Here is a 21,919-nt window from a genome sequence, read left to right as displayed (position 1 = left end):
TTTGCTGATAGCGATTTTAACTAAGTCAATTTTAACTACGTCAATTAGTTAACCACGTCAGTTTTTAATTAAGACGATAACACACCGTTTACGGAGGCAATTATGGTTACTGGTATTCAAATCACCAAGGCTAACGACAGCGCTCTGATCAATTCCTTCTGGTTGCTGGATGAAGAAAAATCACAGGCGCGTTGCGTGTGCGCTAAATCGGGTTATAGCGAAGATCAAATCGTTCCAGTGAGCGATCTGGGTCAGATCGAGTACCGTGAAATTCCACTGGAAATCAAACCTGAAGTGCGTGTGGAAGGTGGTCAACATTTGAACGTAAACGTTCTGCGCCGTGAGACGCTGGAAGATGCCGTTAAGCATCCGGAAAACTATCCGCAACTGACCATTCGTGTGTCTGGCTACGCTGTTCGTTTCAACTCACTGACGCCGGAACAACAGCGCGACGTTATCGCTCGTACTTTTACCGCAAGCCTGTAAGTTGTTACTCAAGCCTTAACAAAAAGGGAGCAGAAGCTCCCTTTTTTACATCTATATAAAACATCGACTGTTTTATTCAGCAGACGGTTCGTCAGTTTTCTTTGTTGGTTGACGACGCTTACCAACATTTTTACTGTCGCGATCGCGAACCTTCACTTTAACTTTTTCTTTTTCCTTCTCTTTTTTCTCTTTCCGCTTAGCGAGCACTTTTTTCGACGGTTTGCCCGTCGTTTTGGCGCTTGGCGCTTTGGTCTCTGGACGGAGTTCCTCTACAACGCGCGGTTTTAGTGGCTCATTCAGGTAGCGGCTGATTTTTCCCAGCAGCAGGTGATCGTGCGCTTCAACGAAAGAGATAGCACAGCCTTTGCGACCCGCGCGGCCGGTGCGGCCGATACGATGAAGGTAAGTATCGGCTGTGCGCGGCAAGTCGAAGTTAAATACGTGGCTGACATCGTCAATATCGATGCCACGCGCTGCGATATCTGTTGCCACCAGCACGTTAACCCGACCATCGCTCATACGTTTGATCGCCTCGTTGCGCTTGGCTTGCACCATTTCGCCTTCGAGATAGCATGAGTTAATGCCAGCTTCATGCAGCCAGGATACCAGTTCATGCACTCGCTCACGCTTGCGTACAAAGATGATAGAGCGCGTAACATCTGGCTGTTTTAACTGATGGCAGAGCAGGGCTGTTTTGTGTTTGAGATCGTCGGCGCGGTAATACCATTGCAGAATTTTTTTACGCTCCCGACGCGATGGGTCGGATTCGATTTCAATCGGTTCGTTGAGCAGACGCTCGGCGAAATCCTTGATCGCGTCCCCTTCCAACGTCGCAGAAAACAGCATCGTTTGCTTGCGCCAGCGAGTTTCCCCTGCGATGTGTTCAATATCCTGGGCGAAGCCCATATCCAGCATTCTGTCCGCTTCGTCCAGGATCAGTGTTTCTACCGCACGGCAATCGAAGTTTTCTTCTTTGATGTATTGCAGCAGACGGCCAGTCGTCGCGACGACAACGTCTTGATTTTCGCTGAACACTTCTGCGTGGTTCATATAGGCCACGCCACCAGTGATCGTGGCGATATCCAGATGCGTATGCGCCGCAAATGCACGCGCCTGATCGGCAACCTGCATAGCGAGCTCACGAGTTGGCGTGAGGATCAGAATACGAGGTGGACCTGATTTTTTACGAGGAAAATCGATAAGATGCTGCAAAACCGGCAGCAGATAGGCGGCGGTTTTACCTGTACCTGTTGGCGCAGAGCCCAGTACGTCACGGCCTTCCATCGCCGGAGGGATTGCCTCGGCTTGAATCGCAGTTGGACGTTCATAACCCATATCGCGCAGGGCGTCTAACAGGCTTTCATCAAGATCGAGCTCGGAAAAATTGGTTACAGTCATGGTCTACCTCTATTTGGGGCGCCGATTATAGACGGATTGGCCGATTTCTTCACCTGTTTAAGCAGACATCGGCACTTTTCCTGCGCGGATGTTTCACCTATGCTACTGCGGTTTGCGTTTGGAATCTTATTTTCATGAGTCATCTGGCTGATAATAAACTGACATTGCGTCGGGATGGATTTACCTTCAAGCAATTTTTTGTGGCGCACGACCGCTGCGCAATGAAGGTTGGAACTGATGGTATTTTGCTGGGGGCCTGGGCACCCGTGTCCTCAACCTCGCGAATTTTAGACATTGGCAGCGGTTCCGGTCTCCTCGCGCTGATGCTGGCGCAGCGTTCTGAGCCGCATGTTCGGGTTGATGCCGTCGAGCTGGATAGCGCTGCTAGCCAGCAGGCGAAAGAAAACATGGCTGCCTCGCCATGGGCTGACAGAGTCACGGTTTATGCTGAGGATATCGTGGATTTCGCCGCGATGCGAAGCACCGATTATTCGTTGATTGTCAGTAATCCGCCTTATTTCCCGCCGGGGATTGCGTGTGGCTCGGCTGAGCGTGAGCAGGCTCGTTATACCACCTCGTTAACTCATGAAGCGCTGTTGCACTGTGCGCATCAACTGCTGATGTCTGAAGGGCTTTTTTGCGTGGTGTTGCCCGTTCAGGTGGCGGAGCACTTTATCCCGCTGGCGCAGCAACACAATTGGTACGTCCGGCAGCAGCTTTGCGTATCTGAACAGGAAGGTAGGTCCGCGCATCGCGTTTTGCTGGCGTTGTCCCGCCAGGAAAAGGTGTGTGTGCATGCTTCATTGGCAATACGTGATGCAGCAAAGCGTTATTCGAGCGATTTTCAGCAGCTAACAAAAGATTTCTATCTTTTCATGTAGCAGGCAGACGCCGTTTAGCCGCGTCTGCCTTTTCTGTCTGAACTGTTGTTTGCGGATTATGATTCTTGTGAACCGCGATTTTTATGCATTATGGCACCAGAATCGTTGGTGTCGGTGCCTCGAACTGTTCTGGATAGTCCAGTGTATAATGCAGCCCGCGACTTTCTTTCCTTTCCAACGCACAGCGGACGATGAGTTCGGCGACTTGCACCAGATTACGTAGCTCCAGCAAATTGTTGGAAATGCGGAAGTGGGCGTAGTACTCATTGATTTCCTGCTGAAGCAGATGGATACGGCGTTGCGCCCGCTCCAGTCGCTTAGTGGTTCGCACGATACCAACGTAATCCCACATAAACAGACGCAGTTCGTGCCAGTTATGCTGGATCACCACCTGTTCGTCTGAATTGTCGACCTGACTTTCATCCCAATCCGGCAATTTTTTCACCGCTTTGATTTGCGGTAAGCGTTGCAAAATATCCTCCGCGGCTGACCAGCCATAAACCAGACATTCCAGCAGCGAATTGGACGCCATGCGGTTTGCGCCGTGCAATCCGGTATAGCTGACTTCGCCAATTGCATACAGACCGTCAAGGTCGGTGCGACCGTGCTGATCGACCATCACGCCACCACAGGTATAGTGCGCTGCTGGGACGATCGGTATCGCTTCACGGGTCAGGTCGATGCCAAGAGACTGTAATTTTTCATCGATGGTGGGGAAGTGTTGTTTGATGAACGCTTCGGGTTTGTGGCTAATGTCCAGATACATGCAGTCTGCACCAAGCCGTTTCATCTCATGGTCAATGGCTCTGGCGACCACATCGCGCGGAGCCAACTCGCCTCTTTCATCGAAGTCGGGCATAAAACGCGTGCCGTCGGGACGTTTAAGGTACGCACCTTCACCGCGTAACGCCTCCGTCAGCAGGAAGTTTCTCGCCTGTGGATGGAATAGGCAAGTTGGGTGAAACTGATTGAATTCCAGGTTTGCTACGCGACAACCCGCACGCCACGCCATAGCGATACCGTCGCCGGAGGAAATATCGGGATTCGTGGTGTATTGATAAACTTTGGATGCGCCACCGGTCGCTAAAACTACTGTTTTCGCCCGGCAGGATTCGACGCGTTCTTGTTCACGGTTCCATATATAAGCACCAATAATACGGCGAGTACCGGGCAAGCCCAGCTTATTGGAGGTAATTAAGTCGACGGCGTTGCAGCGTTCCATAATCCGAATATTCGGATGGGATAACGCTTTCTGTACCAGCGTATTTTCTACTTCTTTTCCGGTTGCATCCGCGGCGTGTAGAATTCGGCGGTGGCTATGACCACCTTCGCGCGTGAGATGATAACGTTCTTCGCCGCTGGTGCTGGTTTCGGTATCAAATAGCACGCCTTGCTCGATCAGCCATTGCACGCAGTGTTTGGCATTGCTGGCGATGAATTCAACGGCTTCCCGTTCACACAGGCCATCGCCAGCGATCAGGGTATCCTCGATATGAGAATCAATGGTGTCGGCTTCATCGAAAACAGCAGCGATGCCGCCCTGAGCATAAAACGTCGCGCCTTCGTTAAGCGGGCCCTTGCTTAATACCGTCACGTTGGCCTGCGAAGCCAGACGCAGCGCCAGTGAAAGCCCGGCAGCGCCGCTGCCAATGATTAAAACATCACAGACGTATTCAGTGGTCGTTTGCATGGTTGTGTCGTGGGTGCAAAAAGAAGAGGAAATCTGATGTTAGCACCCAATGGTCGATTGCCGTATTGGTTTTTAGCCCCCTCTCTACGCTATAAATAATAAGCGAATGACGCAACATGGTGAATCGTGCGAATACCCCGGATTTATCGTATCATCCCCGGAAGAGCGTAGATGCCTCAGATAAAGACAATGTGTGATGAAGAGAATGCGTCATGATTTGCATCGCAAAGACGGGTAACGGCGCTAAGTAAAAGAAAAATGATGACCCGGAACTTTATTGAATGTCTTGGTTCTAATGAGGAGCTTGCTCTAAATATGACTTATATCGCTGGCAGTACTATTTTATGTGTGGAGAACGGTTTGAGTAGAGATTACCTCGGATGAGCGAGCAACTGGCAGATCAGGTTCTGGTCGAGCGAGTCCAAAAAGGCGATCAAAAATCGTTTAACTTGTTGGTCGTTCGTTATCAGCATAAGGTAGCGAGCCTGGTATCGCGGTATGTTCCACAAGGGGACGTGCCGGACGTGGTACAGGAATCGTTTATTAAAGCGTATCGCGCGTTAGAATCATTCCGTGGCGATAGTGCGTTTTACACATGGTTGTATCGTATTGCCGTGAATACAGCCAAGAATTATCTGGTAGCTCAGGGACGCCGCCCGCCTTCCAGCGACATTGATGCCAATGACGCGGAAAACTATGAAAATGCGGGTGCGCTGAAAGAAATATCGAACCCTGAGAATTTAATGTTGTCAGAAGAACTGCGAAGCATAGTTTTCCGAACTATCGAGTCTTTACCGGAAGATTTACGTTTAGCGATTACGCTGCGTGAGTTGGACGGTTTAAGCTACGAAGAGATTGCCGTGATTATGGATTGTCCCGTCGGCACGGTTCGTTCTCGTATTTTCCGAGCGCGGGAAGCTATTGATAATAAAGTACAACCGCTTATTCAGCGCTAGCGAGCGTTTCCAGCTATCCGCATGACTAATGATGGATTTGACAAGGTAAGGGTGTCGGTATGCAGAAAGAGAAACTTTCCGCTTTAATGGATGGCGAAGCAGTAGATTCCGAACTGTTAGGTGCATTGTCACGGGATGACGCGTTGCAGCAAAGTTGGCAAAGTTATCATCTAATTCGTGATGCGTTACGTGGTGATGTGAGTGAAAACGTGATTCACATAGACATCGCATCTCGTGTTGCCGCTGCAATCGAAAAAGAACCTGTTCGCCTGGTTCCACAAGCGCAGCCTGAATCTCAGCCACAACCTGTCGAGTGGGTGAAGATGCCGTTCTGGCATAAAATCCGCCCGTGGGGCAGCCAACTGACGCAAGTCGGTGTTGCTGCCTGCGTATCTTTAGCCGTGATTGTTGGTGTACAAAATTATCAGCAGGGCAATGCGCCCGAACATGTTGTGGAATCCGGCGTGTTCAGCACCTTACCTGCTATGGGCACGGCTTCCCCTGTGAGCTTGGGCGTGCCGTCAGAAAATATTGCCCCTCACAGTGGCCAACAAAAATCTGATATGCAGCGTAATCGCCTTAACGCCATTTTGCAGGACTACGAATTACAGCGCCGATTGCATGCCGAGCATGCTTTGCCGCAGGACGATCAGCAAGCGGCTATTCAGGTTCCCGGCACTCAATCATTAGGAACACAGCCCCGGTAATGAAGCACGTTTGGTCCGCCGCCTGTTTTCTGATTGGCAGCCTGTTTTATTCTACTTTCGCCCCGGCTCAAAATGTTGAGCCGGGCGCGTTGCTGCAGCAGATGAATGGCGCAGTTCGTTCTCTGAATTACGAAATTTCATTTATCAACATCACCCCGCAAGGATTCGAATCGGTACGGTATCGTCATGCCGTGGTCAATAACCATTCCTTGGCGCAACTGCTGTTTATGGATGGTCCGCGGCGCGAAATTGTGCAGCGCGGCAATGAGGTCAGCTACTTCGATCCCGGTTTTGAGCCATTTACGCTCACCAGCGATCATATCGTCGACTCTCTTCCTTCCCTCGTCTTTGCCGATTTCCAGAAGTTATCGCCCTATTATGATTTTGTTCCCGCAGATGGGCGGGTGCGTATTGCCGATCGTCTGGCTCTGGGAGTTCGCGTTATTTCACGCGATGGCACACGCTACAGCTATACTGTGTGGATTGATGCGGAATCTAAACTTCCACTGCGTATCGATTTACAGGATCGTAATGGTGACAAGCGGTTGGAACAATTCTTAACAACATCGCTGATTGTTGACGATGATGTGGTTAGCGTAATGCGTCCGCTAGAAGGGATCACACTGCCTTCTGTTCTACCTGCGCCTGCCGCAGAAAAAGGCAATTTTTCTTGGGAGCCAGAATGGTTGCCTACAGGAATGAAAGCGCTTTCGCACAGCAAAAAAATCTTGCCCGGTTCATCTATTCCGATCGAAACACGCCTGTACAGCGATGGTTTGTTTAGTTTTTCGATTAATATTAGCCCGTCTTCTGACGTGAGTGAGGAGCAGTCACTGCTCACTGGTCGACGCTCTATTCACACTGTTATGCGGGGAAATCGTGAGATTACCGTTGTCGGTGATATTCCACCTTCTACGGCTAAACGAATCGCTGACAGCATCCTTTTGACGGCTCAGCCATGATTAAAGAATGGGCAACGGTTGTGTCATGGCAGAATGGCATTGCGGAACTGCGGTGTGAACCCAGTGCGGGGTGTGGCAGTTGTAAATCCCGCTCGTCGTGTGGAACCGGCTTATTAAGTCAGCTTGGGCTTTCTGCTGAAAATACGCTCCATGTCCCTTACGATAGGCCTTTGGAAGTGGGGCAAAAAGTGGAATTAGGTATTTCTGAGGGGCGATTGTTGCTTTCTGCTGCTCTGGTTTACTTCGTTCCGCTCGTTGGATTGCTGTTCGGGGCGGCGATATTCCAAACGCTATTCAGTACCGATCTAGCTGCCGTTAGCGGTGCATTGCTGGGGGGCGGGCTGGCGTTTATCTGCGTGAAGCGATGGGCAAAGCGGTTAGGTAAAAATAAGCGTTATGAGCCTATTATCCTGCAAATTGCGTTGCCTGGCACGCTGTTACAAAATTGACCTGTACGTCTGAGCATAAAGACGTGTGTTGCGGAAATCCTGTTCACTATTTTGTTATCGTTCGACACGATATTTACCACGTGATGGCACTTTACTTCCTGCTTTCCTCTCGTTGTTCTGTTATTCCAAATAAAACCGTCATAATCAAGGGGAATGCACTGGACATGACTAGGTTTTCACGCTTCTCGCATGTAGAATGCTGCGATTCAGGTGGAATAACATCGCTGCTGTTTTCACCTATGCGCATGCCGATCGGCAAGAATTTCAGGAATATCAAGGTAGAAAAATTTTTATAATGAAGCATATACGAAATTTCTCCATTATTGCCCATATCGACCACGGTAAATCGACGTTATCTGACCGTATTATCCAGATCTGTGGCGGTTTAACCGAGCGTGAAATGGCTGCGCAGGTTCTGGATTCCATGGATCTGGAACGTGAACGCGGAATAACGATTAAAGCGCAAAGTGTGACGCTGGATTATAAAGCGCAGGATGGTCAAACCTACCAGTTAAACTTCATTGATACGCCTGGGCACGTTGACTTCTCTTATGAGGTTTCTCGTTCGCTTGCTGCCTGTGAAGGTGCACTGCTTGTCGTCGATGCAGGACAGGGTGTTGAAGCCCAAACGCTGGCTAACTGCTATACGGCGTTGGATATGAATCTGGAAGTGGTGCCGGTTCTGAACAAGATCGACCTGCCTGCCGCTGACCCTGATCGCGTTGCTCAAGAAATTGAAGACATTGTTGGCATTGATGCCACTGATGCTGTGCGCTGCTCCGCGAAAACAGGCGTTGGCGTGCCGGATATTCTGGATCGTCTGGTGCGTGATATTCCGCCGCCGGAAGGCAGTGTGGATGCCCCGTTGCAGGCGCTGATTATCGACTCCTGGTTTGATAACTACCTTGGCGTTGTGTCGCTGGTTCGTATCAAAAACGGCACGATGCGTAAAGGCGACAAAATTAAGGTAATGAGTACGGGTCAGGTGTATAACGCCGACCGTCTCGGCATTTTTACACCGAAGCAGATCGACCGTGATGTATTGAACTGCGGCGAAGTAGGCTGGTTGGTGTGTGCCATCAAGGATATTTTGGGTGCGCCTGTCGGGGATACCCTGACGCTGGCACGTCAGCCGGCTGAAAAAGCGTTGCCAGGCTTCAAGAAAGTCAAACCGCAGGTCTATGCTGGTCTGTTCCCGATCAGTTCCGACGATTATGAAGCATTCCGTGATGCATTAGGTAAGCTGAGCCTCAATGATGCCTCTCTGTTCTATGAGCCGGAAAGCTCTACTGCGCTTGGCTTTGGTTTCCGTTGTGGCTTCCTGGGGCTGCTGCATATGGAGATCATTCAGGAACGTCTGGAACGTGAGTACGATCTGGAACTGATTACCACGGCACCGACGGTAGTGTATGAAGTAGAAACGACGGCGAAAGAAACCATTTATGTCGATAGCCCGTCTAAACTGCCGCCGTTGAACAATATTCAGGAACTGCGCGAGCCGATTGCCGAGTGCCACATGCTGATGCCACAGGAATATTTGGGCAATGTGATTACGCTTTGTATTGAGAAGCGTGGTGTGCAGACGAACATGGTGTATCACGGCAATCAGGTTGCGTTGACCTATGAAATCCCGATGGCTGAAGTCGTCCTCGATTTCTTTGATCGCCTGAAATCAACCTCGCGTGGCTATGCATCGTTGGATTACAGCTTCAAACGTTTCCAGACATCAGACATGGTGCGTGTTGATGTCTTAATCAACAACGAACGTGTCGATGCATTGGCCCTGATTACTCACCGTGATAATTCACAATATCGTGGCCGTGAGTTCGTCGAAAAGATGAAAGAATTGATTCCGCGTCAGCAGTTTGATATTGCGATTCAGGCCGCGATTGGTAACCACATTATTGCGCGCTCTACGGTTAAGCAATTGCGTAAAAACGTACTGGCCAAATGTTATGGTGGCGACGTCAGCCGTAAGAAGAAATTGTTGCAGAAACAGAAAGACGGTAAGAAACGTATGAAGCAGGTCGGTAACGTCGAGCTGCCGCAAGAAGCGTTTCTGGCAATTCTGCACGTCGGCAAAGACAGTAAATAAATTCTGAGGAGTTGGCATGGCCAATATGTTTGCCGTAATTTTGGCATTGGTGACGCTGGTCACGGGGATCGTCTGGTGTTTGGAGCGCTTCGTCTGGGCACCTGCTCGCCGGAAAAAATTTGCTGCGATGAGCGGTGCCGCTTTGGCTGATAGTGCGATTTCATCGAAAGCCATTCAACAACCTGGGTGGATTGAGACGATAGCGTCCGTTTTCCCGGTAGTGGCTTTGGTACTGGTCGTGCGCTCCTTCATTTATGAGCCGTTTCAAATTCCATCCGGTTCAATGATGCCAACGCTGTTGATCGGCGATTTTATTCTGGTGGAGAAATTTGCCTATGGCATTAAAGAACCCTTCACGCAGAAAACGCTGATCGAAACGGGGCATCCGAAGCGTGGCGACGTGGTGGTATTTAAATATCCGTCCGATCCCAGAGTGGATTTCATCAAGCGCGTGGTTGGTGTGCCGGGCGATCGCGTCAGCTATAACCCGATAACCAAGCAGGTAACGATTCGTCCATCCTGCCAAGGGCAGCAGGCGTGTGATACTGCACTGGCAGTTACATACAGTAATGTGCAGCCTAGCGATTTTGTTCAGACTTTCAACCAGCCTGGGGGGGAATCGCGTGGCGGTTTTTACTCGGTGCCGGCTAATGACAACAGCGTGGAGGGGGTCCGCATGGGCGCGCGCAAAGAGTCATTAGGCAATGTCACGCATAATATTCTGTTAGTACCGGGCCAGCAGGATCAACTTGGTGGTTATTACCAGCAATCGCAGCAGCAGCTTGCGACATGGGTTGTCCCTACTGGGCATTACTTCATGATGGGTGATAACCGAGACAACAGTCTGGATAGTCGCTATTGGGGCTTTGTGCCGGAGAGAAATCTGGTCGGTAAAGCCACCGCTATCTGGATGAGCTTTGAGAAGCAGGAAGGTGAATGGCCTACCGGTGTACGTTTGAGTCGCATCGGCGGTATTCATTAAGCAAAATAAGATACAGGCAGCATTCTGATGCTGTCCGTTGTAGAATATTTTCCGAAACGTTTTTTTGAAAGAACGGGCCCTAAATAATGCGGATTGCAGGACAAAACGTTACCATTTACACCGCTAACGTACATGCAATGCGAAGTATGATGGGCTGAAAGGCAGGCTCCCTTATGGGAGCCAATGCAAACGAAACAGTTTTGACCGAATTGGTAAGCAGGGTTGTTCCGTATGCTGCTGTTTTTGACGCATCGTTGATCTATTGGTAACACATGAATCCCATCCTGATAAATCGTTTACAAAGAAAGCTGGGCTATACTTTTCAGCAGTACGAGCTTTTATTACAGGCGTTGACACATCGCAGCGCCAGCAGCAAACATAATGAAAGGCTCGAATTCCTGGGTGACTCTATCCTGAGTTTTGTGATCGCTAATGCGCTGTATCATCGTTTTCCCAAGGTTGATGAGGGAGACATGAGTCGGATGCGAGCCACTCTGGTGCGGGGAAATACTCTGGCAGAAATCGCGCGTGAATTCGAACTGGGAGAGTGCTTACGCCTCGGCCCCGGTGAGTTAAAAAGCGGTGGTTTCCGTCGCGAATCGATATTGGCTGATACAGTCGAAGCGCTGATCGGTGGCATTTTCCTCGACAGTGACATTCTGAACATCGAACGTTTGATCTTGAATTGGTATCAAACGCGCTTGGATGAAATCAGTCCCGGCGATAAGCAAAAAGATCCGAAAACGCGGCTGCAGGAATTTCTGCAAGGGCGTCACTTACCTTTGCCAACCTATCTGGTGGTACAGGTTCGTGGGGAAGCACACGATCAGGAATTTACTATCCACTGTCAGGTGAGCGGCTTTAGTGAGTCGGTCATTGGTACAGGATCGAGCCGTCGTAAAGCCGAACAGGCTGCGGCTGAACAAGCGTTGAAAAAACTGGAGCTTGAATGAGCGAAGTACAGACACACTGCGGTTTTGTCGCGATTGTTGGTCGACCAAACGTCGGGAAATCGACGTTATTGAATCAATTACTGGGGCAGAAGATCTCGATCACATCACGTAAGCCCCAGACGACGCGACACCGTATTATGGGTATTCACACTGAAGGGCCTTATCAGGCGATTTATGTGGATACACCGGGGCTGCATATTGAAGAAAAACGGGCGATTAACCGCCTGATGAACCGTGCTGCCAGCAGTTCAATTGGTGATGTTGAGCTGATCATTTTCGTTGTTGAAGGTACGCACTGGAACGACGATGATGACATGGTATTGAATAAGCTGCGCGATCAGAAACTTCCCGTGCTGCTGGCGATCAATAAAGTCGATAATGTCACGGATAAGACTAAGCTGCTGCCGCATATCCAGTTCCTCAGCCAGCAGATGGATTTCCTTGACGTTGTCCCGATCTCTGCAGAGAAGGGCTCGAATGTTGATACGATTGCCAGTATTGTGCGCAAGCACTTACCGCAGGCAACACACCACTTCCCTGAAGATTACATCACCGATCGTTCACAGCGTTTCATGGCATCGGAAATTATCCGTGAGAAACTGATGCGTTTCCTGGGTGAAGAACTGCCGTATTCCGTGACGGTCGAAATCGAGCGTTTTGTGACTAACGAGCGCGGTGGCTACGACATCAACGGCCTGATTCTGGTTGAGCGTGAAGGCCAGAAGAAGATGGTTATTGGCAACAAAGGTGCCAAAATTAAAACCATTGGTATCGAGTCTCGTCAGGATATGGAAGAGATGTTCGAGGCTAAAGTACACCTTGAGCTGTGGGTTAAAGTGAAATCCGGCTGGGCAGATGACGAACGTGCCCTGCGTAGCCTGGGTTATAGCGAAGACTTGTAAGGTTCACGCCGATGGAAGGCTGGCAGCGCGCATTTGTCTTGCATGGGCGACCTTATAGTGAAACCAGCTTATTGCTGGATCTGTTCAGCGAAAGCGATGGTCGAGTTCGCGTGCTTGCCAAAGGCGCGCGAGCCCGCCGCTCTAGCCTGAAAGGTTGTTTACAGCCTTTCACTCCGCTGCTGGTGCGTTGGAGTGGGCGGGGAGAAGTTAAAACATTACGCAGCGCGGAACCCGTTTCGCTGGCGTTACCACTGACTGGCTCCATGCTTTATAGCGGTTTATATGTTAATGAGCTGCTGTCTCGTGTGCTGGAGCATGAAACCAATTACTCCGCCCTTTTCTTTGACTATCTCCATTGTTTACAACACCTTGCTGCACAAGATGCTTCTCCGGAACCGGCACTAAGGCGTTTTGAATTAGCGTTATTGAGCTATTTGGGATACGGCGTCGATTTCCTGCATTGTGCCGGCAGCGGTGAATCTGTGGCAGATACCATGACCTATCAGTATCGAGAGGAAAGGGGATTTATTGCCAGTCTGGTTGTTGATAATAAAAGCTTTACCGGACATGAGTTACGCTCGCTGGCATCACGTGAATTTCCTGATACTGGAACACTAAAGGCAGCAAAGCGTTTCACCCGCATCGCGTTAAAGCCGTATTTGGGAGGGAAACCGCTGAAAAGTCGTGAGCTGTTTCGACAGTTTGTTCCTGCTGCTAATTTGTCCAAACCCACCTCTTCTGATAAATAATCCCCTTTCGTCAGTACCCCGGCGCTGTGACATCGGTGTAAACTCCCACGTACCGTGCATGACTTTATCGAGGATTTATCATGGCTGAACTGTTGCTTGGCATTAACATTGACCACATCGCGACACTGCGTAATGCGCGTGGAACGGCGTATCCCGACCCCGTTCAGGCGGCTTTTGTTGCTGAACAGGCCGGAGCGGATGGCATTACGGTACATTTGCGCGAAGATCGTCGCCATATTACGGATCGTGATGTGCGGATACTGAGAGAGACGCTCCAAACTCGAATGAATCTGGAAATGGCTGTCACGGAAGAAATGCTGAATATCGCTTGTGAAGTGAAGCCGCATTTTTGCTGTCTGGTACCGGAAAAACGCCAGGAAGTGACGACCGAAGGCGGATTGGATGTCGCAGGGCAACAGGAAAAAATTGATAACGCGGTAGCCAGACTTAGTCAGGCTAATATATTGGTTTCGCTATTTATCGATGCGGATAAACGGCAAATTGATGCCGCCGTTGCCAGCGGTGCACCCTATATTGAAATCCATACGGGAGCCTATGCCGATGCACCTGATGATGAAACTCGTCAGCATGAGTTCGAGCGTATTCGCGATGCTGCAACTTATGCCGCTGCGCAAGGGCTTAAAGTCAATGCAGGTCATGGTTTGACGTACCATAACGTTCTGCCTATCGCCGCGCTGCCGGAAATGCACGAATTAAATATCGGGCATGCCATTATCGGGCGTGCAGTAATGAGCGGCCTGAAGGATGCGGTTGCCGAAATGAAGAGTTTGATGCGGGAAGCACGCCGCTGATGGCGATCCTTGGGCTCGGAACCGATATTGTCGAAATCGCCCGTATTGATGCTGTTATTGAACGTTCAGGCGAGCGATTGGCTCGCCGTGTTCTGACGGATGCTGAATGGGCACATTATCAGCAGCATCAGCAGCCAGTTCGTTTCCTTGCCAAACGTTTTGCCGTGAAAGAAGCGGCTGCAAAAGCTTTTGGTACGGGAATTCGCAACGGGCTCGCGTTCAACCAGTTTGAGGTTTTTAATGACGAGCTGGGCAAACCTTGTTTGCGTTTTTTTGCTAAGGCGGCGGAGTTGGCGGAACAGATGGGCGTTAAACACGTACATGTGACGTTGGCTGACGAAAGACGCTATGCCTGTGCGACGGTGATTATCGAAAGCTGAACCCAGTCACCGGATGCTCAAATCCTGTCGGCGTGGTGCATGAGCACATATTTTTCCCACAACGCCTCATTGCCCTCAATATGATTTGGATCTTTGACGATCGTATTGTCGATTGGACAAACTTTCTGACACGTAGGTGTGTCGTAGTGACCAACGCACTCTGTGCAGAGCGTGGTATCAATTTCATAGATGTCCATGCCCATGGAGATGGCCTGATTAGGACACTCGGGCTCACACATGTCACAGTTGATGCATTTATGGGTGATGAGTAACGCCATGATGTTCTTCTACCTTACAAACAGGGCGCAGATTATACCCGTTGAAGCCTGTTTAGACACGCGTAACTGTGATTGATGGATAATATACTGACGAATCTGCCTCTGCTGCCTTTGACACACTTTCCCTGCCGAGGCTATTTTCTGCGGCCTTCATGTGTTCTCGAAGACCTTCAGCATGCGACTGAGTGGCTGTATAAATAGTGAGGTTACAGGGTAAAATTACCATCTGTTCGTTAAATTGGTTTTATGTATATGCTTTAGACTGCGTAAATCAGCCGGTGCGACTGTGTTTATTGGGTTTTAATTTATTAATTTACAATTTAAATAAATTTAGTTGTGATATTGAACCACTTATTTTTGTAATATCATGGACATTGATTTAATCGGTATTGCCGATTAAGTTTGCATCTGGAGAGTCGATGACGGTGCATGCCCATATGATATAATTTTATAACTAATAGTGTCAGTTTAATGGCGGAACTCATCGTGCAGCAGGAAGGTCACCTTAATCAGTTTGAAGCTGGATTTTTCCAACAGGAAAACGCGGAGCCGTTAGGCGCTGATTACTGGCACCAATGTCAACGGCGGTATACTTTTCAGCCCATTTACCGAACATCTGGTAAATTAATGGCTATTGAGTTACTGACCTCCGTTTTTTCTCCGACCCTGCCGCAAAAATTTATCTCTCCTGAAAAATACTTCGCCAATATTGATGTTGAAACCCGCCTGTTAATTATTGTAGAACAACTGCAACTTTTGTCTCAATGGAGTTTTCGGTTTATTCGTGACGATCTTTTTGCTTCCGTCAACATAGATGGCATGACGTTATTGGCATTGCAAAATAATCTGGAAGCTAAACGCCTGATCGCGCAAATGCCTTGGATTCGTTTTGAAATGGTCGAAAATCAAGGGGGACTGCCGAAAGAAGTGCTAACCAGACTCCCAGAGGCACAAACATTGTGGTTGGATGATTTTGGCTGTGGCATGGCGAATTTTTCATCACTAATGCTGGCTCAGTATGACTGCATCAAAGTCGCGCGTGAGCTCTTTATTCTCTTGCAACAAAGTAGTGAAGGACGAACGGTTTTTCCTGCGTTGATCGCCTTGCTATCACGTTTTTGCAATTATGTGGTGATTGAGGGGATCGAAACACAGGAAGAATGGGCGATAGTTCAGGCATCACATGCTTATGCTGCCCAAGGCTACTATCTCTCGCGCCCCCAGCCGTTTGAGAATTTTGAGGCGTTGAAGCTCGAACTATAGGCGATAACCTGTTGTTTGGGATATCACTTTGCTCAGTAGAGTGCCACTAGACATCCTTTCTTTTTTCTTCTTTTATATCAATTCATTATATTTTCTAATGTTTTATAATCGTATAAAAAATCGCCTCTCCAGTAACATCATCTTCCATTTTTTATGTTGAAGCAAAATGCTGTTTTTGTTTTATTTTTGTTATTTAACTCTTGTTTTATTTGTTATAACAGTGTTTGATTTCAATAAAATGGGAAAAGGAGGTGTTGAAAATTTTGCATCAAATTATGACATATATCATCAGGCGTTTGAGTTAATGATTTTATTTTTTTATTTTAATTATTTGATTTTTAATGGTAAAAAAATATAATGTTCACTCTTAACGATCAAAAATCATTTTGTGATAGATTTTATTGATTAAAACAATGATACTTATTGGTATAATTGATTTGCTTACAAAAAATTGACGTTCAGAATATATCTCCATATACCTCTAGGAATATTCTTTTATTCCATTAGAAAAGCTTATAACCCGAACAATTACTACTATTAAATTAAGATACTCTTTTGAATTTGCTGTTTTTATCTGCGCACAATCATATGCGGGGGCTTTATGCTGACGTTGCTATGTTTCTAAACACTCCTGCTTCATGGAGCGTTTTTTCTTTTATCCTTTCTGCTCTCTGGAAATGCACCGATCCCGAAAATCGGCGGGATCGGAGTTTGTTACCGGGATTTTTCGTCATCTGCGTTGTGATTTGTACGATCAGGACCGCTCGGGCCTGAGGAGAGTGTTATTGTGTATGAAATTATAATAACCTTACTGTTATTGTTGCTATTGTTTTCTTCTGTGAAGAATAGAAAAATTAAACAAAAGTTTAAAACTGAGCAGAAAAAACAAGATTTTCTCAACATGACTTTTTTTGCAATGGAATATAGCCCTGCCTCAATTATGATCGCAGATGAAAATTGTGAAATTATTTACGTAAATCGTCAGTTTATTACCATGTCTGGCTATATGCCGGATGAAGTGATTGGAAAAAAAACGAATATATTAAACTCAGGCATGACCAATGCCAGCGTTTATGAAGACCTGTGGGCTACCATAAATAAAGGTAATGTTTGGAGTGGTGAGTTCGTTAACCGGCGTAAAGATGGGCAACTGTATTGGGAAAAGGCCAATATTGTTAAAATATATAATAAGGCGAGTAACACGACTCAATATGTTGGCATTAAGTTAGATATCACGGAGCGGAAATCGCAGGAACATCATGATAATTCATACAATCGCGCGCTAGAACTGCTATCAAGCGGTGCGCCGCTAAAAGATATTCTGGATGCGATCATTTTCAGCGTTGAAGAAAAAAATCCTGGCCGCATTGTCTGTTCTGTTCTGCTAGTCGATAAAGATAAGAAATGTCTGACGCTTGGATCCGCGCCAAGCCTGCCGGGTTTTTATAAAAATGCTATTCATAATGTAAAAATTGCCGATGGTGTGGCCTCTTTTGGTACCGCCGCTTATACCGGAAAGCGCGTAGTTGCTGAAGATATCTCAGTCCATCCGCACTGGTCCTTATATAAAGGGCTTGCATTATATGCCGGGCTGCGTTCCTGTTGGTCTGAACCTATCATCGGCCAGAATAAAGAAATATTAGGCGTTTTAAGTGTTTATCATCGTAAAGTCTATGCGCCGACCGAAGAAGAAATTTTCTCTATAGAGAAATCAGCACAACTGATTTCGATCGCTATCGAGCGATATCATGCCATTGATATGCTGCGGCGGAGCGAGGAGCACTATCGGCAGTTGGCACACTATGATTCATTAACGTCACTGGCTAATGGCCTGACATTCGCTGAACAAATGGAACAAGCGATCCTGTTATCTAAACAAACGGGCAGAAAAATCGCACTGATGTTCCTCGATCTCGATAAATTTAAACAGATAAACGATTCGTTCGGACATGCTGTTGGTGACTTGTTATTAAAAGAAGCGGCGGCGCGTATGCGGGGGGCGGTTCGGGATTCGGATACCGTATATCGCCGTAGCGGTGATGAATTTATTATTCTGCTTCAGGGCATTAAAGAAATTGATAATACACTTTATGTCGCCGATAAAATCCATAATGCATTGAATAAACCTTTTGAAATCAATGGTAAAACGCTGGATATATCATGCAGTATCGGTATTGCGTTGTACCCAGAGCACGGTTCTGACTCTCTGACACTGGCAATTAACGCCGACTCTGCCATGTACCAAGCTAAAGCCATGGGACGTAGTCAAACACAGATTTATCACAGCATGAATGATCACTGATTTAGTGAAATAGATAAAAGGCGCATGGTGAGAGCGCCTTTTTATTATCTTTCTCGTAGTGCTTCTGCTTTTGCCCGAATGATTGGTTTTAACAAATAACTGAGGATAGTTTTCTTTCCCGTTATTATATCTACAGAGGCCACCATGCCGGGAATGATAAGAAGAGGTTTATCGGCTGAGCCCAAATAATTTTTATCAGTCCGCAAACGAATAATATAAAAGCTGTTCCCTTCTTTATCCGTTACCGTATCTGGGCTGATTTGCTCCAACTGACCTGTTAAACCGCCATAGATAGTATAGTCATAGGCCGTCAATTTTATTATGGCACCCTGACCAGGATGTAAAAAGGCAATATCCTGAGGGCGGATTTTAGCTTCTACCAGCAATTTGTCATCCAGTGGCACAATTTCCACCAGATCGCTACCTGGTTGAATCACACCCCCGATGGTATTCACCAGAACCTGCTGCACAATACCGCGAACAGGGGAGACAACCAGCGTTCGGTTTACCCGGTCTTCGAGTGCTTTACCCGTGGCTTCAATTTTATTCAGATTAGTTTGTGCTTCACTGAGTTGGGATAACGCTTCGCTTTTATAGCGGCTGCGTGTCTCCTCTATTTTATTTTCACTCTCTTTAACTGCAGATTCCGCTCGGGGAATAGAGAGTTTGATGGAATCAAGTTGGCCACGGGTTTCGACCTCAGCACGGCGTAGGCGCAAAACTTCTACTTTAGAAATCGCACCTTCTGCAATCAACGGCTCCGACATTTTAATTTCTTGCTGAAGCAGGCCTAGGCTATTGCGGAATTGAATCTCCTTGGCGGAAAAATCCCGCAGTTCCTGGCGACGTTGGATCAACTGCTCTTCCAGACCAGATACCTCATTATAAAGTTGCTGGCGGCGGCTGTTATAAAGCTCTTTTTCTCCTGCTGCGACTTTAGGCGCTTGCGTCGTAATCTCTTCGGAAAGCACCAATGTCTGACCGCTGATTTCGGCGTTTAGGCGTTCAATTCGCGACAGGAGGGCAAGCCTATCGGCTTCGGTTTCACCCACGTTAGAAGCAAAACGCGTATCATCAAGGCGCAACAAAGGATCGCCTGCATTGACGATCTGACCTTCACGAATGAACACTTCCGTGATAATGCCACCTTCCAGGTTTTGGATTTTTTGCAGCCGGGAAGAAGGGATCGCTTTCCCATCGCCCCGTGTGACTTCATCAATATTTGCCAGCCCGGCCCACAGAATGAAAAACAGGAAAAAAGCACCAATAGCCCACAGCGTGAAGCGAATAGAGCGTGGCGAATCCTCCATCATTGCTCGGCTAACTTCTGGCATGGTTTGCAGGTTTTCTTCATCTCCACCTACAAAATACTGTTTGATTCGTTTGATATATTTACCGAGACGCATTGATCTGCCCCTTCTTCAACGCATCCATCACGATCGCTTTCGGCCCATCTGCAATAATTTTGCCTTTATCGACAATCACTAAACGATCGACCAGTGCCAACATGGAAACCCGATGGGTAACCAGCAACAGCGTTTTCTCTGCAATTATAGGGGTGAGAGCTTGTTTTAGCCGATCTTCGCTGGTGTTATCCATCGAACTGGTGGGTTCATCCAGTACCAGAATCGGAGGGTCAAGCAATAGTGCTCTTGCTATCGCGACAGCCTGACGCTGCCCGCCAGAAAGTTGTTGCCCGCGTTCACCGACCTGAAGGTTGTAGCCATCGGGGTGCAGGCGTGCAAACTCGTTTACCCCTGAAATTTCAGCCGCTCTTAGCATGGCTTCATCTTCGACATAGCGTGCGCCGCTAATAAGGTTATTGCGCAGCGACCCACTGAATAACTGAATATCCTGAGGAACATAACCGATATTGTGGCGTAAATCACTGACGTCCAACTGACGGGCATCAACCCCGTCGATCAGAATATTACCCGTGTTGGGCTGATAGAGGTTCACGATCAGCTTTTGCAATGAGCTTTTTCCTGAACCGCTGCGACCAATGACGCCCACTTTCTCGCCGGGAGCGATGGTCAGACTGATACTTTGCAGCGAACTGGTTTTCTGTTCCGGGTAGTTGAACGTCACATCGCGAAATTCGATCCCACCTCGGATGCTTTCGCGCTTCAGCGGGTGTTCGTTATCGCTACGCTCTTGCGGTAGTTGCATCATCTGTTCGGTGGTTTGCATCGTCAAACGCGCCTGCTGATAACGACTAACCAGACCAGACAGTTGACCTAACGGCATAAGCGCTCTGCCGTTCAGCATGTAACAGGCAATCAGCCCACCCATGCTGAGTTTGCCGTTAATCAGCAGATAGACGCCGACGACAATCATAGCCACGCCAGCAAATTGCTGGAACCATTGCGTCAGGTTTACCGCCAGTGAAGACAACGCCTTCACCCGCATTTCCAGCTTGCTCAGGCTGCCAATCGTCTGTTCCCACTGGTGCTGCCGCTCGCTTTCTGCATTATTAACTTTGATTGCATCCAGACAGCTCAACGTTTCGATCAGCGTAGCCTGCCGTTCACTGGCAAGGTGCATTGTTTTTTCAATCGTGGCAGACAGCGGTTTTTGCATTGCCCAACTCGCCAGCAGGGCGATAGGGTAGGCCAGAATGGAAACCCAGACCAGCGGGCCGCCGATGATACCGATAACTAACAGCAGAAGCAGCGTAAAGGGAAAATCGATCAGCGTCGTCAGCGTTAGTGAGGACAAAAAATCTCTGAGTGACTGAAATTCATGAATATTTTGCGCAAAACTACCGACTCGCGGTGGCCGAGCCTTCATCGACATACCGGTAATACGTTCAAATAACGTGGCAGAAATAATCAGATCGGTTTTTTTCCCCGCCATATCAAGGCAAATGCCACGCAGCGTTTTGAGTATCAAATCGAAAACAAAAGCGCCAGTAACGCCGATAGCCAGCACCCACAATGTCGCTGTTGCTTGATTAGGCACAACCCTGTCATAGACATTCATCACGAAGAGCGGCGTGGCCAGTGCGATAATGTTCACCAGCAAACTGGCGAGGATGGCATCGAGATAGAGCGAACGTGAGAGCTTAAGCGTATCTCTAAACCAGGATTTGGTATGGGGGATCAGCGACGGATTTTGCAGATCGAACTGATGGCGAGGCTGGGCGAACATCACTAAGCCAAGGTAATTCTGTTGCAGCGTATTATGCTCAACGGAAATTTCCCCGCCTTCTGTTTCACTGGGCATCAATCGTGCACTGCCATCGACGTTCCAGCCTAACAGAATTGCTGCTCCACCTTCCCGTAACAGCAACATCGCAGGGAGTGACATCTCAGAAATTTTATTCAGGGAGCGTTTGAGAACACGTCCCTGTAATCCTGCGCGAGCAGCGGCTCTTGGAAGCAATTTTACGGACAATCGCTGGTTAGCTAAGGGCAAACCAGCGGTGAGTGTGGTACGGCTGACAGATTTCCCCTGCAAGGCACAGAGGATCAGCAAACCATCCAATAAAGGATCATCATGGCGGCTGCGAGGGTCACTATTTTCATGGACGATGGGTTCATGAATGGTAGGCTCATGGGTGACCAATTCATCAGAACCCTTCGTCTCTTGTACTGAGTGCAACTTCATTTAACTGAACGTTCCCTTACGCAACGTAATTCCCTCGCATATAAACCATAATTTATTGCTGGCTG

General features: G+C 48.2%; 20 protein-coding genes. 15 read left to right on the top strand and 5 right to left on the bottom strand.

Going from position 1 to position 21,919, the window contains the following annotated elements; all coding sequences use genetic code 11:
• Positions 1–102: 102 nt before the first annotated feature.
• Entirely contained in the window at positions 103–486 is a 384-nt protein-coding gene (gene grcA, locus A8F97_RS12900; protein ID WP_005973551.1) for an autonomous glycyl radical cofactor GrcA, read from the top strand.
• Between the two features lie 72 nt (positions 487–558).
• Here the strand turns inward: grcA and srmB are convergent, their stop codons facing one another.
• Positions 559–1,884, bottom strand: coding sequence for an ATP-dependent RNA helicase SrmB (gene srmB, locus A8F97_RS12895; RefSeq protein ID WP_012822889.1), 1,326 nt, complete (start codon positions 1,882–1,884; stop codon positions 559–561).
• Between the two features lie 134 nt (positions 1,885–2,018).
• Between srmB and trmN the strand changes: the two genes are divergently transcribed.
• Positions 2,019–2,765, top strand: a complete 747-nt coding sequence (gene trmN / locus A8F97_RS12890) for a tRNA(1)(Val) (adenine(37)-N(6))-methyltransferase TrmN (RefSeq protein WP_025920226.1) — start codon at positions 2,019–2,021, stop codon at positions 2,763–2,765.
• Positions 2,766–2,853: 88 nt separating this feature from the next.
• Here trmN and nadB read toward each other — a convergent pair whose 3' ends face one another.
• Positions 2,854–4,455, bottom strand: coding sequence for an L-aspartate oxidase (gene nadB / locus A8F97_RS12885; protein WP_014698913.1), 1,602 nt, complete (start codon positions 4,453–4,455; stop codon positions 2,854–2,856).
• A 380-nt stretch (positions 4,456–4,835) separates the two neighbouring features.
• On the opposite strand from nadB, the gene rpoE reads away from it, so the two are divergent.
• The 11 genes from rpoE (at position 4,836) to acpS (ending at position 14,402) form a co-directional block, all read left to right on the top strand.
• Positions 4,836–5,411 (top strand): RNA polymerase sigma factor RpoE, encoded by a 576-nt coding sequence (rpoE, locus tag A8F97_RS12880; RefSeq protein WP_005973561.1) that lies wholly within the window; start codon positions 4,836–4,838, stop codon positions 5,409–5,411.
• A 59-nt stretch (positions 5,412–5,470) separates the two neighbouring features.
• Positions 5,471–6,118: an anti-sigma-E factor RseA gene (gene rseA, locus A8F97_RS12875; protein WP_012822892.1), complete on the top strand. Its 648-nt coding sequence runs from the start codon at positions 5,471–5,473 to the stop codon at positions 6,116–6,118.
• Positions 6,118–7,080, top strand: a complete 963-nt coding sequence (gene rseB, locus A8F97_RS12870; RefSeq protein WP_012822893.1) for a sigma-E factor regulatory protein RseB — start codon at positions 6,118–6,120, stop codon at positions 7,078–7,080. Before rseA ends, rseB begins: the two co-directional genes overlap by 1 nt.
• A complete protein-coding gene (rseC, locus tag A8F97_RS12865) occupies positions 7,077–7,529 on the top strand; it encodes a SoxR-reducing system protein RseC (RefSeq protein WP_012822894.1) in 453 nt (150 codons plus the stop codon). The genes rseB and rseC overlap by 4 nt, the downstream gene beginning before the upstream one ends.
• A gap of 295 nt (positions 7,530–7,824) precedes the next feature.
• Positions 7,825–9,624: a translation elongation factor 4 gene (lepA, locus tag A8F97_RS12860; RefSeq protein WP_025920228.1), complete on the top strand. Its 1,800-nt coding sequence runs from the start codon at positions 7,825–7,827 to the stop codon at positions 9,622–9,624.
• A 16-nt stretch (positions 9,625–9,640) separates the two neighbouring features.
• On the top strand, positions 9,641–10,606 hold the full coding sequence (gene lepB, locus A8F97_RS12855; protein WP_012822896.1) for a signal peptidase I: 966 nt from the start codon (positions 9,641–9,643) through the stop codon (positions 10,604–10,606).
• A gap of 272 nt (positions 10,607–10,878) precedes the next feature.
• Positions 10,879–11,559 (top strand): ribonuclease III, encoded by a 681-nt coding sequence (rnc, locus tag A8F97_RS12850; RefSeq protein WP_012822897.1) that lies wholly within the window; start codon positions 10,879–10,881, stop codon positions 11,557–11,559.
• On the top strand, positions 11,556–12,461 hold the full coding sequence (gene era, locus A8F97_RS12845) for a GTPase Era (RefSeq protein ID WP_033071020.1): 906 nt from the start codon (positions 11,556–11,558) through the stop codon (positions 12,459–12,461). Before rnc ends, era begins: the two co-directional genes overlap by 4 nt.
• Before the next feature lie 11 nt (positions 12,462–12,472).
• Entirely contained in the window at positions 12,473–13,210 is a 738-nt protein-coding gene (gene recO / locus A8F97_RS12840) for a DNA repair protein RecO (RefSeq protein WP_012822899.1), read from the top strand.
• A gap of 80 nt (positions 13,211–13,290) precedes the next feature.
• Positions 13,291–14,022, top strand: a complete 732-nt coding sequence (pdxJ, locus tag A8F97_RS12835; RefSeq protein WP_012822900.1) for a pyridoxine 5'-phosphate synthase — start codon at positions 13,291–13,293, stop codon at positions 14,020–14,022.
• Complete coding sequence (gene acpS / locus A8F97_RS12830; RefSeq protein WP_014698916.1) at positions 14,022–14,402, top strand: holo-ACP synthase; 381 nt, start codon at positions 14,022–14,024, stop codon at positions 14,400–14,402. Before pdxJ ends, acpS begins: the two co-directional genes overlap by 1 nt.
• A 17-nt stretch (positions 14,403–14,419) precedes the next feature.
• Here the strand turns inward: acpS and A8F97_RS12825 are convergent, their stop codons facing one another.
• Positions 14,420–14,680 carry a YfhL family 4Fe-4S dicluster ferredoxin gene (locus A8F97_RS12825; protein ID WP_033071021.1) on the bottom strand — a complete coding sequence of 87 codons (261 nt, stop codon included), beginning with the start codon at positions 14,678–14,680 and terminating at the stop codon, positions 14,420–14,422.
• A 471-nt stretch (positions 14,681–15,151) separates the two neighbouring features.
• On the opposite strand from A8F97_RS12825, the gene pdeH reads away from it, so the two are divergent.
• Positions 15,152–15,943 (top strand): cyclic-guanylate-specific phosphodiesterase, encoded by a 792-nt coding sequence (gene pdeH, locus A8F97_RS12820; protein ID WP_025920230.1) that lies wholly within the window; start codon positions 15,152–15,154, stop codon positions 15,941–15,943.
• A gap of 787 nt (positions 15,944–16,730) precedes the next feature.
• On the top strand, positions 16,731–18,245 hold the full coding sequence (locus A8F97_RS12810) for a sensor domain-containing protein (protein WP_014698918.1): 1,515 nt from the start codon (positions 16,731–16,733) through the stop codon (positions 18,243–18,245).
• Positions 18,246–18,289: 44 nt separating this feature from the next.
• Here the strand turns inward: A8F97_RS12810 and A8F97_RS12805 are convergent, their stop codons facing one another.
• Together A8F97_RS12805 and A8F97_RS12800 are read right to left on the bottom strand one after the other, a co-directional pair.
• Positions 18,290–19,651 carry an HlyD family type I secretion periplasmic adaptor subunit gene (locus tag A8F97_RS12805; protein WP_014698919.1) on the bottom strand — a complete coding sequence of 454 codons (1,362 nt, stop codon included), beginning with the start codon at positions 19,649–19,651 and terminating at the stop codon, positions 18,290–18,292.
• On the bottom strand, positions 19,638–21,854 hold the full coding sequence (locus A8F97_RS12800; RefSeq protein ID WP_014698920.1) for a type I secretion system permease/ATPase: 2,217 nt from the start codon (positions 21,852–21,854) through the stop codon (positions 19,638–19,640). Before A8F97_RS12800 ends, A8F97_RS12805 begins: the two co-directional genes overlap by 14 nt.
• Positions 21,855–21,919: the final 65 nt, after the last annotated feature.

Source organism: Pectobacterium parmentieri (assembly GCF_001742145.1).
Taxonomy (GTDB): Bacteria; Pseudomonadota; Gammaproteobacteria; order Enterobacterales; family Enterobacteriaceae; genus Pectobacterium; species Pectobacterium parmentieri.
This window is presented reverse-complemented; position numbering and strand designations above follow the sequence as displayed.